Annotated in this window: 22 protein-coding genes; 21 read left to right on the top strand and 1 reads right to left on the bottom strand. The window is 25.4% G+C overall.

The features are described from left to right. Window positions 1-5: 5 nt before the first annotated feature. Complete coding sequence (locus tag ACTNAO_RS05930; RefSeq protein WP_441027342.1) at window positions 6-1,784, bottom strand: Rqc2 family fibronectin-binding protein; 1,779 nt, start codon at window positions 1,782-1,784, stop codon at window positions 6-8. 192 nt (window positions 1,785-1,976) lie between these two features. Between ACTNAO_RS05930 and ACTNAO_RS05935 the strand changes: the two genes are divergently transcribed. The 21 genes from ACTNAO_RS05935 (at window position 1,977) to xseA (ending at window position 16,969) form a co-directional block, all read left to right on the top strand. Further along, on the top strand, window positions 1,977-3,005 hold the full coding sequence (locus tag ACTNAO_RS05935) for a hypothetical protein (RefSeq protein WP_441027343.1): 1,029 nt from the start codon (window positions 1,977-1,979) through the stop codon (window positions 3,003-3,005). A 445-nt stretch (window positions 3,006-3,450) separates the two neighbouring features. Further along, window positions 3,451-4,599: a GspE/PulE family protein gene (locus tag ACTNAO_RS05940; RefSeq protein WP_441027344.1), complete on the top strand. Its 1,149-nt coding sequence runs from the start codon at window positions 3,451-3,453 to the stop codon at window positions 4,597-4,599. Next, the gene (locus ACTNAO_RS05945) at window positions 4,596-5,630 is read left to right on the top strand and encodes a type II secretion system F family protein (protein ID WP_441027345.1); all 1,035 of its coding nucleotides are present in this window, start codon (window positions 4,596-4,598) and stop codon (window positions 5,628-5,630) included. Before ACTNAO_RS05940 ends, ACTNAO_RS05945 begins: the two co-directional genes overlap by 4 nt. Then, complete coding sequence (locus ACTNAO_RS05950) at window positions 5,627-6,076, top strand: pilus assembly FimT family protein (protein WP_441027346.1); 450 nt, start codon at window positions 5,627-5,629, stop codon at window positions 6,074-6,076. Before ACTNAO_RS05945 ends, ACTNAO_RS05950 begins: the two co-directional genes overlap by 4 nt. 5 nt (window positions 6,077-6,081) lie before the next feature. Beyond that, the gene (locus tag ACTNAO_RS05955) at window positions 6,082-6,549 is read left to right on the top strand and encodes a hypothetical protein (protein ID WP_441027347.1); all 468 of its coding nucleotides are present in this window, start codon (window positions 6,082-6,084) and stop codon (window positions 6,547-6,549) included. Then, window positions 6,539-7,000: a hypothetical protein gene (locus ACTNAO_RS05960; protein WP_441027348.1), complete on the top strand. Its 462-nt coding sequence runs from the start codon at window positions 6,539-6,541 to the stop codon at window positions 6,998-7,000. The genes ACTNAO_RS05955 and ACTNAO_RS05960 overlap by 11 nt, the downstream gene beginning before the upstream one ends. Continuing rightward, a complete protein-coding gene (locus ACTNAO_RS05965; RefSeq protein WP_441027349.1) occupies window positions 6,991-7,422 on the top strand; it encodes a hypothetical protein in 432 nt (143 codons plus the stop codon). Before ACTNAO_RS05960 ends, ACTNAO_RS05965 begins: the two co-directional genes overlap by 10 nt. A 147-nt stretch (window positions 7,423-7,569) precedes the next feature. Further along, the gene (gene efp, locus ACTNAO_RS05970; protein WP_441027350.1) at window positions 7,570-8,127 is read left to right on the top strand and encodes an elongation factor P; all 558 of its coding nucleotides are present in this window, start codon (window positions 7,570-7,572) and stop codon (window positions 8,125-8,127) included. A 74-nt stretch (window positions 8,128-8,201) separates the two neighbouring features. Continuing rightward, complete coding sequence (locus ACTNAO_RS05975; RefSeq protein WP_441027351.1) at window positions 8,202-8,576, top strand: CD1247 N-terminal domain-containing protein; 375 nt, start codon at window positions 8,202-8,204, stop codon at window positions 8,574-8,576. A gap of 170 nt (window positions 8,577-8,746) precedes the next feature. Beyond that, window positions 8,747-9,646, top strand: coding sequence for a stage III sporulation protein AA (gene spoIIIAA, locus ACTNAO_RS05980; RefSeq protein WP_441027374.1), 900 nt, complete (start codon window positions 8,747-8,749; stop codon window positions 9,644-9,646). After that, window positions 9,639-10,160 carry a stage III sporulation protein SpoIIIAB gene (locus ACTNAO_RS05985; protein WP_441027352.1) on the top strand — a complete coding sequence of 174 codons (522 nt, stop codon included), beginning with the start codon at window positions 9,639-9,641 and terminating at the stop codon, window positions 10,158-10,160. Before spoIIIAA ends, ACTNAO_RS05985 begins: the two co-directional genes overlap by 8 nt. Before the next feature lie 24 nt (window positions 10,161-10,184). Further along, on the top strand, window positions 10,185-10,382 hold the full coding sequence (spoIIIAC, locus tag ACTNAO_RS05990; RefSeq protein WP_441027353.1) for a stage III sporulation protein AC: 198 nt from the start codon (window positions 10,185-10,187) through the stop codon (window positions 10,380-10,382). Window positions 10,383-10,390: 8 nt separating this feature from the next. Next, window positions 10,391-10,774 (top strand): stage III sporulation protein AD, encoded by a 384-nt coding sequence (spoIIIAD, locus tag ACTNAO_RS05995; protein WP_441027354.1) that lies wholly within the window; start codon window positions 10,391-10,393, stop codon window positions 10,772-10,774. 15 nt (window positions 10,775-10,789) lie between these two features. Next, window positions 10,790-11,995 (top strand): stage III sporulation protein AE, encoded by a 1,206-nt coding sequence (spoIIIAE, locus tag ACTNAO_RS06000; protein WP_441027355.1) that lies wholly within the window; start codon window positions 10,790-10,792, stop codon window positions 11,993-11,995. A 4-nt stretch (window positions 11,996-11,999) separates the two neighbouring features. Next, entirely contained in the window at window positions 12,000-12,629 is a 630-nt protein-coding gene (gene spoIIIAF / locus ACTNAO_RS06005; protein WP_441027356.1) for a stage III sporulation protein AF, read from the top strand. A gap of 17 nt (window positions 12,630-12,646) precedes the next feature. After that, window positions 12,647-13,231, top strand: a complete 585-nt coding sequence (gene spoIIIAG, locus ACTNAO_RS06010) for a stage III sporulation protein AG (RefSeq protein WP_441027357.1) — start codon at window positions 12,647-12,649, stop codon at window positions 13,229-13,231. Between the two features lie 43 nt (window positions 13,232-13,274). Next, window positions 13,275-13,808, top strand: a complete 534-nt coding sequence (locus ACTNAO_RS06015; protein WP_441027358.1) for a SpoIIIAH-like family protein — start codon at window positions 13,275-13,277, stop codon at window positions 13,806-13,808. A 101-nt stretch (window positions 13,809-13,909) separates the two neighbouring features. Further along, window positions 13,910-14,293, top strand: coding sequence for an Asp23/Gls24 family envelope stress response protein (locus ACTNAO_RS06020; RefSeq protein ID WP_441027359.1), 384 nt, complete (start codon window positions 13,910-13,912; stop codon window positions 14,291-14,293). A gap of 207 nt (window positions 14,294-14,500) precedes the next feature. Continuing rightward, complete coding sequence (gene nusB / locus ACTNAO_RS06025) at window positions 14,501-14,905, top strand: transcription antitermination factor NusB (protein WP_441027360.1); 405 nt, start codon at window positions 14,501-14,503, stop codon at window positions 14,903-14,905. 20 nt (window positions 14,906-14,925) lie between these two features. After that, complete coding sequence (locus ACTNAO_RS06030) at window positions 14,926-15,774, top strand: tetrahydrofolate dehydrogenase/cyclohydrolase catalytic domain-containing protein (protein WP_441027361.1); 849 nt, start codon at window positions 14,926-14,928, stop codon at window positions 15,772-15,774. Next, on the top strand, window positions 15,764-16,969 hold the full coding sequence (gene xseA, locus ACTNAO_RS06035) for an exodeoxyribonuclease VII large subunit (RefSeq protein ID WP_441027362.1): 1,206 nt from the start codon (window positions 15,764-15,766) through the stop codon (window positions 16,967-16,969). Before ACTNAO_RS06030 ends, xseA begins: the two co-directional genes overlap by 11 nt. The last annotated feature ends 7 nt before the right edge of the window (window positions 16,970-16,976 follow it).

Here is a 16,976-nt window from a genome sequence, read left to right on the forward strand (position 1 = left end):
TTTTTTTATGATAATTTTTTTATTTTTAATTTTTCATAATCCTTAGGATTAACATAAATAGTATTATTAGTATGATATATTACCATGCCAGGTTTGGCACCATTTGGCTTTTTTAAGTTTTTAGCTAATGTATAATCTACAGGAATTTTAGAACTTTCTTTTCCCTTACTGTAATATGCTGCTATAATTGCTGCTTCAGAAAGAAGATCATCTGAAATATCCTGGCACTTTAAAATTACATGGGAACCAGGTATTTCTTTAGCATGAAACCACATATCATTTCTACCTGCAAATTTTAAACTTAAATAGTCATTTTGAAGATTATTTTTACCAACATAAATGTCAATGCCTGATTCAGTAACAAAATGGTGAGGTTTGCTTTCTTTATTTTTTTTATTTCCTTTAGAATTTTTTCTGAATTTTATATATCCAGTTTCCTTAAGTTCATTTTTTATTTGTTCAATATCTTCATATGACTCTGAATTTAAAATATTTGTCATAACAGAATTTAAATAATTAAGTTCCTCTTCATTTTTTTCTAATTGAGCTTTTGACCATTCTTCTGTTTTCTTTAATTTTGAATATCTTTTATAGTATTTTTGTATATTTTCAGAAGGAGATTTGTATGGATCTAAGGCAATTGTTACAGTTTCTCCATGCTCACTATAAAAATTTACCAAATCAATTGAACTCATTCCTTCTTTTATCATATATACATAAGAAGTTAAAAGATCACCTTTAATTTTAAATTTTTCTTTTTTTGCACTTTCTTTTAAATCTGAATTTAAAATTTTTGATTTTTTTATACATCGTTCAATATTTGTATGTATAAGCTTTTGAAGATCTTGAGATCTATTTAATAATCTTTCTTGCTTATCCTTTGTGCTAAAAAAATTGTCAAGCATTTTAGATGGACAATCAAAATGTTCTATAAAAGTGTTTTTATCTTCAGAGACAGTACTATTACTATTTAAGGATAATAAATTTATAGAAAAGAAATCCTTATATAATCCTTGATCATTTTTATAAATGCAGAAATATTTATTATTGTTTGTATATTCTATAAAGTCAACAATAAAATCATATATATTTTTTATTTCATTAGTATCTTTTAAAGAAATACAAGAAGATTTATTATACCTATGATATAATTCCCTTGATAAAGGTTTTGAAACACCAGTTAAAACTTTTAAATAAAAATTTTCATCATAGGATATTTTATTTTCAGATATAAATTTTAAAAAATTATCAAAATTTAAATTAAAAGGATTTAATTTTGTAGATTTTGGAGGATATACATAAGTTACTCCTGGAAATAGAACTCTATAGCTATTTATATCTGGAGTTATGTGTTTTATAGATTCCATTACCTTATTATCTCTATTTCTTACAAGTGTTATATTAGAATGTCTTCCCATAATTTCAACTATTAATGAATATAAACTATTAAAACCCATTTCATCAGTGGCTTCTATTTCCATTACTACTATTCTGTCACCATCAATTTGTGATATAGATTTAAATTTTCCACCTACTAAGTATTTTCTAAGAACCATAAGAAACATAGGGGCTTTTATGGGGTTTTCTTTAACTATTTCTGTAAAGTGCATTCTAGGATAACTAGAAGATGCAGAAATAAGAAGTCTTAAATTTTTTCTGTTTTGTCTAATTATTATGTTTATTTCATCTTTTTCAGGCTGATTTATTTTATCTATTTTTGAACCTATAAGTATAGGCGTAATATCATCTAAAAGGCTTTTTAAAAATATACCGTCAAGTGCCATAAAAATTCATCCTTTCTTTTTAATATTATTGCTAATTAATATTATTGCTAACATTCATATTATATCATAAGGAATAAAATATAAATCTTAATATTACCTTAAGTAGTAAAATAGTTATTGTAATACTTATTTTTAGATAGTATTATAAGTAATAGACTAAGTTTATTTTTATAAAAGAGAATGAGGATAAGGATGAAAAACAGATTGAAATATATATTTAAAGTAAGTTCTATATTATGTGTTTGTGCATTGCTTACTGCCTGCAATAATTCATCAGCTAATAAGGGTGGCAATGTTACAGAAACAAATGCACCTAAAATTCAATTAAGTAGTGGTGCAGTACTTTCAAATGATAAGGGTGTATATGTTAATTACAATTTAGATAATGATGAATATAAAAAAATAGATACACAAGATGAAATTTGGTCATACAATAAAAGTACTGGAAATTATGTAGGAAGGGAAGAAAACAAGTTTTTTGCATATTTTAATGGTAAAAAAGTAACACTAGATAATGCAAAAGAAAGTGATGAAAAATTTCTTATATCTCCTAATGGAAAATACCTTCTTCTTGATAGAAATGATGATGGTTATAATGTAATAATTATTAATTTAGAAGATGGTACTGAAGTAAAATTTAATAGTAAAGTTTTAATATCTGGTACATTAATAGACTGGGTTAAAGAGGATACACTTGTGTATTATGGAATAAATCCAGATGAAAATGAAAATGGAATTTTTACATATGACATAAATAATAATTCTGAAAAATTAGTATATGAGTTTGATTATGGAGATGCACTTTTTATAAAAGGTAATGAAAAAGGAGCTATATTTCTGCAAGAGCAAATTGATGAAGGACGATTTTTAAAGAAAATTGACTTAGATACAGGAAAAATAACTATCTTATCTGGAAATGTTTTTATGGTATATGATTTAGTAGAAAGAGATAATGATATATATATACTTGGAAAAATCAAAGATAATACTACTTCTCTTTACAAAATAGCAGATTCTAAAAATCATAGACTTGTATATGATTTTCCTAAAAGCATAAGTACACAAAAGGGATTACAAATGGACGAAGAAGGCAATGTTTTATTTATTGGTATAAATAATAGTGATGGAAGTGAAGATGTTTTTAAATGTACAACAAAAGGTGATTTAAGTATTATTAAAAATCCAGCTTCTGAATATGCATTTGTTAAAATTAAGAATTAAGTGGCTTTTTGCGCTACGCTTAAAAGCCAATTTCCAAGGAGATAATTAAGAATTATTATGTTTAGGCCTAGAGCATTGGCATAATTAAGTTCTTATATGGGATTGGGCGTAAGCCTTGAAATTAGAGCTTGTCCACCCTATATTTATAAATAGGTTATTTAGTTATGAAGGTGTGGCTTGTCCACCCACACTAATATAATTTAAATTTTTACGACGAAGGAGTAAAAATATCCTTAATCCTTAATTCTTAATCCTTAATTATTAATTCTTAATTCTTAATTCTTAATTATTAATTATTAATTCTTAATTATGGAAGTTGTAAGTGATAAGGAACATAAAGTGAAATGAAGTAAATAATTGAAGCAAAAAAATATTCACAAAAAATAAGTGATTTTTGTGAATATTTTTTTGCTGTTTGTTAATAATTACAAAGGGAGGCTTTAATATGCAAATAAAAAAGGATGCCATTGTAAACATTAACAATATAAAAAATGTGAATATTGAAGATAAGATTATAAAAGAAGCAGTAAATTTAAATGCTAGTGATATACATTTTGAACCAGATGAAAATAAGGTTAACGTGAGAATAAGGATTAATGGTGATCTTATTAAGCACTGTGAAGTGCCACTTTTAGAATATCCATTAATTTTATCAAGAATAAAAGTAAAATGTGGTATGAATATTACAGAAAAAAGAAAGCCTCAAGATGGCAGCTTTTCAGAAAATATTTATGGAAACAGTATTAATTTTAGAGTATCTACTATTTTACTTAATACAGGTGAAAAAATTGTTATAAGAATTATAAATTTTAACAAGCACTTTGAATCATTTAAGGAACTTAATTTTTCTAATAATCAAAAAAATAATATAAAAAAGATTATTAATATTTCAAATGGTCTTGTTCTTATTGTAGGACCTACAGGTAGTGGTAAAACACAAACTCTTTACAGCATTATAGGTGAAATAAAAAAATATCCTTTAAATATTACATCTTTAGAGGATCCTGTTGAAATAAAAATGAATGGCATAAATCAAGTAGATTTAAGCAAAAGTACAGGAGTTGATTTTAAAACAGCTCTTAAAACGCTTCTTAGGCAAGATAGTGAAGTAATTGTAATAGGTGAAATACGTGATAGTGAAACAGCTTCTATAGCTTCTGGAGCAGCGTTAACTGGTCATAAGATTTATTCAACAATACATGCTAAAAGTGCTTATGAAGTTCTTCTTAGATTAAGAGATATGAATATTGACAGATACATAGTGAATAATTGTATTGCAGGTGTAATATGTCAAAGACTTGTAAAAATATTATGTGATAATTGTAAAATTAGAATAAATACTACTAATAAAAAAATTAAATTATATAAAAGTGGCAAATGTGACAAGTGTAATAATACAGGTTATATTAGCAGGGAACTTGTAGCTTCTGTACATTATTTTAATAGTGAAATAAAGGATAATATAAATGATTTGCAATTTTTAAGTAAAAAGCTTAATAACAGTCAAATGAAAAATCAAATTTTAAAGCTCCTTTTAAGGGGAAAAGTATCATATTATGATTATATTGATTTTATAGAAAAGGAATCATTATGAGATATAATTACAAAGATATATATAGCATAATGGGAAATTTACATGATTTGTATAATGATGGTTTCCCTATATATTATAGTTTTGATCTTATAGAAGAAACTTCTATTTCAAAAAAATATAAAAATAGCATAAGCATTATAAAAGATTGTGTTAAAAAAGGTTCTTCAGTAGCAAATGCCTTTAATAAAGCAAAAATTTATCCGGATTTTTTAGTAAACTTAATTAAAGTTGGTGAAGAAAATGGAAGCTTAGGTGAGGTGCTTAATAATCTTAATTACTATTATTATAAAAAATACAAGTTAAAAAAATATATAAGTTCTTCTTTAATATATCCCATTTTTATTATAACTACACTTATTTTAGGAAGCTTTGCATTTTTATTTATTGTTTTTCCTAAAATGTTTGAAAGTTTCAAAAATATAAATAAAAATATGTCTAGTAAATTACTGTGTTTATATAATTTTATTAGTTTAATAAAGTATAGTCCTTTAAGCAAAATTTTAATAATATCAACAATTATTATTTTAAGTATTTTTTTGTTTATATTTTTGCTTATAAAAAGTGGAATTATAGCAAAGTTTTTTAAAAAGAGCAAGTTAGGGAAATTATTAACTGAATATAAGTTTATATCTTTTTTAAGTATGATAGTTGTATCTGGAAGCAGTATTGTAGAAATAATGAAGATGAATATAGATTATAAATCCTTAGGTGTAAATGAAAAAATTATAAAAGAATTTGTAGAAGGAATAAAAAGTGGAAGTGAAATAAATATTATTATGAAGAATTTTGATTTTATTTCTAAGTATACTTTGTCAATTATTAAAATTGGTGAATCAAGAGGTCAGATTGAAGATTCTCTTTTAAAGGCTTCAAAAACATTAGAACGTAAAGTAAATGATAAAATATCTAAGGCTGTAAAATTAGTTCAGCCTGCACTTATAGTATTTATTACTATTATGATTTCTTTTATAATTATAGAATTTTTAGGGCCTGTTTTAGACATTATGAATATAAAGGGTGAGAATTTTTGAAAAGGAAACATAAAGGTTATTCATTAGTTGAATGTTCAGCTGTTTTTGCAATTGTAATTATAACTGCATCAATTACAGGAAAATGTATAAAAAATTATAATGATATTATTTCATATATTAATTTAAAGTCAGCTGCCTATGAAATAGATGATATTTTAAATTATGCTAAAAAATATTGTTATAACAATAATACAAGTGGCATTATAGAAATAATTAATGATAAAGATAAAAGCTGTATAGCTTTTGTAATTAATGCTGAAAATAAAAAGATTGTGTATCTGCCAGAAGGAATTACCTTTTATAATATGCAGGAATATACAGTAATGTATCTTACACCTAAAGGTATTTTAAGGGGTATTAAAATACAACTACAGTCATCAATTAATAAATTTATTGCAACTATTTCAGCAAATGTTTCAACAAATAGAATAAAAATAAAAAGGTAAAATAAATGAAAAAGGGAATACTATTAATAGAATCTATGGTTGGAATATTTATTATACTAATGTCTATGTGTTTTTTTGTAAAAAGCTATGAATTATTAAATGAATCTTATGCAATAATAAATAATAATCAAAATAGTAAAAGTATACTTAAAGCATTAACCAAAGAGATAAAGTATAATATTTCTTTTGATTATATAAATAATAAATTAAATGATAGGGATATAGTTATTTATACAAATTATGATTTTTTAAAAAAAATTTATACAAATGATTTTAGGGAGCTTTTAAATAATGAACTATTGAGTGAAGAACATTTAAATGAGAAAGAATATTTAAATAATTATAAAAATATAATTATAAAAATAAGTAAAGTTAATAATGATGGATATATTACAGTTAAAATTAAAATTATAAGAAAGGAATGTGAAAATGAAGAAGAAGTGGTAAAGGCTTCATGGATGGATGAAATTTAAGAAAGGTTTTACTTTAGCTGAGTGCATTGCATATATATTTATATTTCAAATGATAATAATAGCTACAGCTTCAATAACTATGAAATTATATTATACATATGATTATGTTACAGATAAGAGCATTTTAAATAATGCTATGGATAATGCTTTTTTTATAGTAAGAAAAAATGTAAATGATAATGATGTAACAAAAATAAAATATCATAAGGATAAAATAACATTATATTTATGTAGTAAAGACAAATCTTTTTTTATAAAGGAGATAAAGATGAAAGATTCATATTTATATATTTATTATTATGAATCTTATGATGGAGAAAGTATAGGAAGGTTTTTAAGTGCAAATCAAATACTTTATAATATTAAAGAGGTTAAATTTATTAAGAATAATAATATTATTTATATGAAAATAGTAACAAATAATAATGAGGAATATGTAGAATGTGTATAAAATTTTTGAAATTACATAAAAATAAGGCTAGTAGTACAGTATATTCATTAATAACAATGCTTTTTGCAAGTGTAGTTTTTTTATTGTCATATAAAGTATATTTAAATGCAATTTCCTATGAAAATGATATGGGATATAAAGAAAATAATATATCTTGTGACATAGAAAAATTAATTTCAATAGCTAATAAATATTTTAATAATGAAGAAAATAAAAATAAAATACTAAATATAAAAAATAATGAAATTTCTGAATTTAGCATTGATGAACATATTATTTCAATAAAATATATAGGTTACAAGTATTATTTACAAGATGATAATCTAGAAAGAAATAATTTTGTAGAGATAGAAATTAAGCATGTAAATAATAATTTAATTCTAATACCAAAAAGTAAATGTGAAAAAATATACAATTTTTAGAATAGTTCGTTGCAATTATTTGATACATTTGATAAAATAAGAGTGTTATGTTAATAATCTAATTTTGAGTATGTAAAGTTATTTATAGAAAGATATGATATTAACAATTAAAAAAGATTTGAAACTAAAGATTTTGGAGGTATATATATGATTTCAGCAGGTGATCTTAGAAAAGGTACAACATTTGAAAATGAAGGTCAAGTTTATACAGTTGTTGACTTTTTACATGTTAAACCAGGTAAAGGAGCAGCTTTCGTTAGAACAAAACTTAGAAATGTTATAACAGGAGCAGTTACAGAAACTACTTTTAACCCAACAGCTAAATTCCAAGAAGCTGTAATTGAAAGAAAGGAAATGCAATATCTTTATTCTGATGGAGAATTATACTACTTCATGGATCAAGAAACATTTGAACAAATTCCTTTAAATTATGAAAAGGTTGAAGATGCAATTAAATATTTAAAAGAAAATATGTGTGCAGTTATTAAATTCTATAAAGGTGATGCATTCTCAGTTGAAGCACCAAATTTTGTTGAATTATTAATTACTGAATGTGAACCAGGAGTTAAAGGTAATACAGCTACTAATGCTTTAAAACCTGCAACACTTGAAACTGGAGCAGTAGTTAACGTTCCTATGTTTGTTAATGAAGGAGACGTTATTAGAGTAGATACTAGAACTGGAGAATACATGGAAAGAGTTTAGTATGTTTTTTAAATTGCTAAGTTTTAAGAACTTGGCAATTTTTTTCTTATTTTAAAAATAAGGATGTGTTTTTTATGAAAGATATTAAAGAAAAAATACAAAAATTAAATTCTGAAATAGAAGGTCTTAATAAAGATAATGAAAAGCAGAAAATTATCTATAGCAAAATATCTGAAATTTTAGAAAGTCTAAATGAAAAGGTTGAAGAAGCTCTTGTAAATCAAGCTGCTTTAGCTGAAAATATGAAGTACATGGATCAAGACATATCAGGAATTCAAGATGAATTATTTGAAGAGGTATCAATAGAAGATTTAGAAGAAATGGAAGATACATCTTACAAAGAAATTAAATGTACAAAATGTGGCAAGCCAATATATATAGAGGAATCAGCTTTAAAAGGTTCTAATGAATTAAAGTGCCCATATTGTAATAACAATATTAAGGCTTAAAAATTTTTATATTATAAGAGCATAACTTATGTTTAAATTTTTAATCATAAGTTATGCTTTTTTTATTCTAGTATAAATTATATTTAAGTAAAGCTTTTTTTGTTTAAAAGTAATATATTTTCACATGGCAAAATAATATTTATATATAAGCAAGTACAAGATTTGAGGTGATTAAAATACAGGAAGAATTATGTAAGCTGTTTCAAGGAAATTTAAAGAAATACATTGAAAAATACATTACAAATAATAAGCTTCAGGAAATAAGAATAAAAATAAATGAACCATGCATTTTAACTGCTGATAACAGAGAATTTATAATTAATCACATTGTATCTAGAGAGGAAATGAAGTTTATAATTCAAAAAATATCTAATTATTCATTGTATGCCTATGAGGAAGAAATAAAGCAAGGATTTATAACAATTAAAGGTGGTCATAGAGTAGGACTAGCTGGAGAATGTGTTATGGAAAAAAATATTGTAAAGACTATAAGAAATATTTCTTCCATAAATATAAGAATTTGCAGGGAAATAATCGGATGTTCAGATAAAATATATAAATATATATATGATGGAGACAGAATATACAATACTCTCATAGTTTCTCCTCCAAAATGTGGCAAGACAACAATCTTAAGGGATATTGCACGAAACATTTCAGAAAACAAAAAGAGAGTAACAGTTATAGATGAAAGGAGTGAGATTGCAGCATGCTTTATGGGTGTTCCACAAATGAAACTTGGAATAAGATGTGATGTTTTGGATAATTGCTTAAAAAGTGAAGGCATGATAATGGCTATTAGAAGTTTATCTCCTGAAGTTATAATATGTGATGAAATTGGCAGAAGGGAAGATGTTTTATCCTTAGAAGCTGCTTTTAATTCGGGAATAAATGTTATAAGTACAATACATGGATTTAATCTTGAAGATATAAAAAGAAGAAGAGTATTTAATAATCTTATTTTAGAAAACATATTAGAAAGAATAATTATATTAAGTGCTAGAAAAGGACCTGCTACTTTAGAAAGCATATATAAAGTATCTGGAAAAGAGGTGGTAAAAATTGTGTAAGATTTTACTTATGATTGTTGTATTTGCCATATGTTCCATAGTAGGCTATGAAATTGGACAAAAATATGTGAAAAGGTTAAATGAACTTAGAGAATATAAAAAAATAATTATTCTTATGCAGAACGAAATTTTATATAACAATACAATGATTCCTGAAGCATTATGTGAAGTGTCACAAAAAGTTTCAGAACCCTTTAAAAATATACTTTATAAAACATCAAAGGAAATTTCTAAAAGTGATAATGAAGAAAATCTTCTGGAGGTCATAGAAAGGATATATGTTTCTAATGAAACTGGACTTCATTTTAATAAATCTGATATAAGTTTAATAAAGGATTTTATAAGGTACTTGGGAGATACAGGAATTTATGGACAGGAAAAAATATTTAATTTAGCTCTTGAAAATATAAAATTAAACCTTGAAGAAGCAGCTAAAGAGGCTGGTAAAAATGCAAAATTGTACAGAGAGCTTGGAATGTGCTTTGGGGCAATGACAGCTATTTTAATAATTTAAATAAATTATTATGGAGGAAAAAATATGCTTGATATAAATTTAATTTTTAAAATAGGAGGGGCTGGTATAGTTCTTGTTGTACTAGATAAAGTATTAACAAGCAGTGGTAAAAGTGAAATTGCAGCTATAACAAATATTGCAGGCATAGTTATAATACTCATTATGATTGTTTCATTAATTGGAGATTTATTTAATTCCGTAAGGACTATGTTTTTATTTTAGGTGATAATATGCTCATATTAAAAGTAATTGGCTTTGTATTTATAGTTTTATTTTTTTCTGTTTTATTTAAAGATAAAAGAAGTGATATTTCGATGCTTCTTATACTTGCGGCAGGACTTATGATATTTATATTTTGCCTAGCACAATTTAAAGAAGTAATAGAATTTATTAAGGTAATGGCTGAAAAAGCAGGAATTGATAATGTATATATGGTTATAATATTAAAAATATTAGCTATAGCATATGTGTCGTCTTTTGCTAGCGAAATATGTAAAGATGCTGGTGCTTCAAGCCTTTCATCAAAGGTAGAACTTGCAGGAAAACTTTTTATAATAGTTCTTGCAATTCCAATATTAATGGCTGTTTTAAATTCAATAGTTCAGATTCTTTAATAAAAGGTGTATTTTATGAAAAAAAGAAAAATACTCATTATGTTAATTATGGTTATAATATATATTTTTTTGTCAAAGGGCATTAGTGGAAGTTGTAATGAGGCAAACAATGCAATTTCACAGGAAGATATTAATAAAATCCAAGAAGCTTATGATGAAAGTGAGGAATCTTTAGATAAATTATATGATTATATTAATAAAATAAAAAGTAATAATGAAGTATTAAATGAACTTACGCCAAAGGAATATGTTAAAAATTACATTATAAATGGTAAGGGAGAAAAAACAGAAAGTATTTTAATTAATGCTTTAGTAAGTCTTATATTTAAGGAAGTTAATGTGGTTTTGAAATTTGGAATATCTATTATTGCAATATCTATTTTATGTTCCCTTTTAAAAAATCTTCAAGATGCATTTTCAAGCAAGGGAGTATCAGAAATTGCATTTTATGCCTGCTACACAGTAATTATTATTGTTATAACAAAGAGTTTTTTAATTTCCATACAGGTAGCAAAAGATGTTGTAGATGATATTTCAAGTTTTATGAATGCTCTTTTGCCTGTTCTTGTTTCTATGACAGCTTTATCAGGTGGGGTTTTAGAGGCAGCTGCATTAGATCCAGTTATAATGTCTGTGGTTACCATTATTCCTAAAATATACAAAGATGTAATTATTCCACTTATATTAATAACTTTTGTACTTCAATTTGTAAATAATTTAAGTAGTGAACAGAAAATAAGTGGATTTTGCAAAATGATAAAGAAAACTACCATGTGGCTGCAAGGATTTGTAGTTACAATTTCTATTGCAATTCTTTCTATAAGGGGACTTACCTCCAATACATTAGATGCTGTTACTCTCAAAACTACAAAATTTGCTATTGATAATTTTATACCAATTGTAGGGAAATCCTTTTCTGATGCTATAACTTCTGTAGCTTCCTATTCTCTTATTATTAAAAATGCTGTAAGTGCATTAGGTCTTTTAGTAATAGTTCTTATTGTTTTGTACCCTGTAATAAAAATAGTATTAATGATATTTATATATAAGTTTTCTGCAGCAGTAGTAGAGCCTGTATCAGATAAGAGAATAGTTAATTCTATAAGCAGTACTGGTGAGTGCATGGTAATTCTTTTGTCATCTGTTTTAACAATAAGTCTTATGTTTTTTATATTGATAGGAGTTATGGCATCTAGCAGCAGGTTTATTATAGGGGGCTGATGTTTTGGATCAAATTCAAAAATTTATAGTTAATTTATCTTCAATTATAGTTTTTATGACAGCTATTGAAATTATTGCTCCTGAAAATGCAATGAAGAAGTATGTAAAATTTGTTCTTGGACTTATTTTAATAGCTTTTATGATAAATCCAATTGTTTATTTTGCAAGTAATGGTGAAAATATTATTACAGGAAAAATAAAAGAATTTCAGGATAATGTACAAAAAGAAACTGCATATACATCAAATAAAACTTCAGATAATAAGATTTTAGAAAGTAACTTTAAGGAGAAATTTGAAGATAATTTATGTATACTTCTTGAAAATAAATTTAAAAATTGTGATTTTACTTGCTTATTATCAGGAGATATAACTAATGTAGAGAAAATAGAAGTTTTTGTTAATAAAAAAGAAGATAGTAATAAAAGTTATAAAGGCAGTAGTATAAATAATAATGAAGTAGAAAAAGTACAAGAAATAGACAATATAAATTTTGGAAATGGAGAGGAAAAAAACATTAATAATAGCTTAAGTACTGTTACAAATAACAGTGATGAATTTCTAAATGATGTACAAGAATATATAAAAGAAAATGTACAGATAGATGAAGATAAAATAGTGGTGAAATATAAATAACATGGAGGCTTTCTTTTATGAATATGGACAAAATAGTAAAAGAAATCAAAAAGATTATACAGGATAAAAAAATAAGTAATATACTTATTGTACTTCTTATATTATTTTTTGTACTTATTGTAGTTAATTTTGGAACATCTAAAAATGATAACATAAATAAATCAAATTCAGTTGATGAAGAGTCGAAATCTAATGCAGTTAAGGTTTCAGAATATGAAGAACAACAGAAACAGGAACTTATTTCTATATTAAAAAAAATATCAGGAGTAGATGATGTAGATGTTATGATTACATTTGAAAGTGATGAAGTAAAGGTTCCTGCATATGATAAAACTAGTCAAAATACTGTTACAGAAGAAACAGATAAAAATGGTGGCAAGAGGGTAAATAATCAAACTAATGATGATACAAAAATTGTTATGAAAAATAGTGGTAGTAGTGATGAGCCATTTATTCTTCAAACTAATAAGCCTAAGGTAATAGGTGTAGTAGTTGTTGCTAAGGGAGCATCGGATAGTAAAATTAAGCATAATATTGAAGTGGCAGTATCAAATCTTTATAGTCTAGATGCAAATAAGGTAAATGTATATTCAATGAAATAAAATCATATAATCAAATAAATGTGTTTTGGGGAGGAAAGAAGATATGACTAAGAAACAAGCTGGAATCATATGTACATTATTGGCTTTAATTGTATGTACTGCATTACTTGCAACTAAATTAAATAATGGAGGATTAAATGATCCTACGGATTTAAGTGCAATAATTACAACTGATAATGTAGATGAAAATAAAAATTATGATGAAAAGGATACTGAAACTATAAGTACTACAGACTTTTTTTATAATGCCAGAAGTGAAAAAGAGCAAAATGATGCAAAGCTTTCACAAAATTTAAAAGCAATAGTTGATAATCAAAATACTTCACAGGATCAAAAAAAGGAAGCTAGTGAAAAATTACAAAAGATTGCATTAAAACAAGGAAAAGAGAGCAAAATAGAACTTGAAATTAAAAATAAAGGCTATGAAGATGCATTATGTGAAATATCAGAAGATGAACATAAGGCAAATGTAATAGTAAAAGCTGAAGAACTTTCAGAAGAAGAGGGAGCTGTTATTCAGGAAATTGTTCAAAATGCTTCTGGTATAAAAGAAGTAACAATAGAATTTAAAAATTAATTGTAAATAAAGTATTATAAATTAATCTGAGAGTTTACCTTAGCTTATGATTTTGATATAATTATTATAAAGTTTATAATAAACTTAGGAGGCTGTGGAAAATGGAAGAGTTAAATGATATAGAAAAAAATGGTGGAGTAGTAAAAATTTCTGATGAAGTTATAAGTGTTATAGCTGGTATTGCCGCTGGAGAAATTGAGGGGATTACAGTTTGTGCTCAAGGTGTAACTAATAATATTACAAATAAAATATTTAAAGGAAAAAAAATTCCTGAAAAGGCTACTAAAGTGCAGTTAGAAGGTGATAAAGCAAACATTGATCTTTCTGTAGCAGTAGAATATGGAACTAAAATAAAAGAAGCAGTAGAAAAGGTTCAAGAAAATGTTAAGTTAACAGTTGAGGCTATGACAGGACTTGTTGTAGGATCAGTTAATGTTTTTGTATCAGATATCTACTTAAAGGAAAAAGAAAAAAAGGAAGTATAAAGCTTTATTTTAAAGGCTGCTGTATTAATGATTTTTATTGTTAATATAGTGGCTTTTTTTAATTTAAGTGTGGCCTGTTTAAATTAATAATTAAAAATATATATATTTTAAAAAAATTGTGTTAAAATAAAAAAAGTTGATTATAAAATTTGATTACGGTTTATAATTATAATAAGTACTTAATGTTTATGATTTTGGAGGAAAGTAATGAGTAGAAAAAAATCAAGAGAAAAAGCTATGGAAATACTATTTGGAATGACTTTAAGTAAGGATGCTCCAGCAGAAGCAATTGATATATTTAAAGAAAATAACGAGGATATAATAAAGGATTTAGATTTAAGTTATATAAATGATGTAGTATTTGGAGTACATAATAATCTTAATGATATAGATGAAGCTATAAAGGCTGCCTTAGATAAATGGAAAATAGATAGAATTTCAAAGGTTAATTTAACAATACTTAGATTAGCTGTTTATGAAATGAAATACGTAGATGATGTACCAGCAAAGGTTGCTATTAATGAAGCTATAGAAATTGCGAAGGTATATTCTGATGAAAAATCAGTTTCATTTATTAATGGAGTGCTTGATAAGGTGTTAAAAAATTCTTAATTGCATTTAGGAGGAAAATTATGGGGAATGTAATAAACGGTAGAGAAATAAGTGCAAAAGTTAAAGAACAAATAAAAGCATTTGTAGAAAAAAGAAAAAGTGATAATAAATCTATTCCTAAAATAGCATCAATACTAGTAGGAAATGATGGTGGTTCAATATATTATATGAACAGTCAAGAAAAAACTGCTGTATCTCTTGGGGTTTTATTTGAAAAAGTAGTATTAGACGAAAATACAACTGAATCAGAACTTATAAATGTAATAGAAAAGCTTAACAATGACAAAAGTGTTAGTGGAATTATAATGCAGCTTCCATTACCTAAGCATATAAATGAAAAAGTAGTAGTTAATAAGATATGGTCTAAGAAAGATATTGATTGTCTTACAACTGAAAGTGTTGGAAAAATGTATATGGGAGAAGATTCTTTTATGCCATGTACACCTCTTTCTGTAATTACACTTTTAAAAAGTTTAGATATAAAGCTTCAAGGAAAGAGAGCAGTTGTTATTGGAAGAAGTAATATTGTAGGTAAACCTGTATATGAACTTTTACTTAGAGAAAATGCCACTGTAACTATATGTCATTCAAAAACTGAAAATTTAAAAGAAGTTACAAAAGAAGCTGATATATTAGTTTCAGCTATAGGAAGACCTAAATTTATAGATGATACATTTATAAAAGAAGGGGCAGTAGTAATTGATGTTGGAACATCTTCCTTTGAGGGTAAAATAACTGGAGATGTAGATTTTGACAAAGTAATAAATAAAGCATCAAGAGTAACACCAGTACCAGGAGGAGTTGGAGCGTTAACTACTACACTTTTAATAAAAAACGCGTGTGAGGCTTTGATTAAAAATGAAAATTAAAATCCTTTCTGTAAGTGAGGTAAATAAATATCTTAAAAAGACATTAGACAATGATTTTATTTTAAGAAATCTTTCTGTAAAAGGTGAAGTATCTAATTTAAAGTATCATTCTAGTGGTCATATATATTTTTCTTTAAAAGATGGTCAAAGTAGATTAAGCTGTGTTATGTTTAGAACCTTTGCAGAAACCCTTAATTTTAAAATAAAAGAAGGAATGAGTATAATTGCATCAGGAAGCATATCTCTTTATAAGGAGGCTGGTTCTGTTCAGTTTTATGTTCAGCAAGTTCAAGAAGAAGGTCTCGGAAAATTATACATAGAGTTTGAAAAATTAAAAAACAAATTAAGTGAAAAAGGCTTATTTGATGATAAATATAAAAAGGAAATTCCAAGATTCTCAAAAACCATAGGAGTAATTACATCAGAAACAGGAGCAGTTTTTCACGATATTATAAATGTTACAAGAACAAGGAATTCTTTAGTAGATATTATACTTTATCCAGCAAGGGTTCAAGGAAATGGTGCTTACAAAGACATAATAGAAGGATTAAAATATTTTAATAAAAATAAAAATGTAGATGTAATAATAGTAGGCAGAGGAGGAGGCTCTATAGAAGAATTATGGAATTTTAATGAAGAAGAGCTTGCTTGTTATATATTTAAATCAAAAATACCTGTAATATCAGCAGTAGGTCATGAAGTGGATTTTACTATATGTGATTTTGTTTCAGACAAAAGAGCTTCTACACCTTCTCATGCTGCAGAAATGGCAGTGCCACTAGAAGATGACATGTATAGTGAATTATCTGCAATAAAAAATAACCTTAACAATATAATAAAAGAAAAACTACAAAAAGAAAAATCTAAAGTTCAATCTTTAGCTAAAATATTAAGCTTAAATTCACCAAAAGCTAAAATAGCAAATAGTTATCTTAAGGTAGATAAGTTAAATAATAATTTAAATGTAGTTATGAATAAAAAATTAGCTTTAGAAAAAGAAAAGATAAATGGATTAAATAAATTGCTTATTTCTAAAAATCCTTGCAGTATATTATCAAAGGGATATGCTATAATAGAAGGAAAGGATGGCGTAAATATAAATTCCATTTCTAGTTTAGAGCAGAAAAAGGAAATTAATATTATTTTAAAAGATGGAAAAGTTTTTGGTGAATTTATACCAAAAACTAACAAGTAGTGAGGTG

Source organism: Clostridium sp. HCP1S3_C6 (genome assembly GCF_052066735.1).
GTDB lineage: Bacteria > Bacillota > Clostridia > Clostridiales > Clostridiaceae > Clostridium.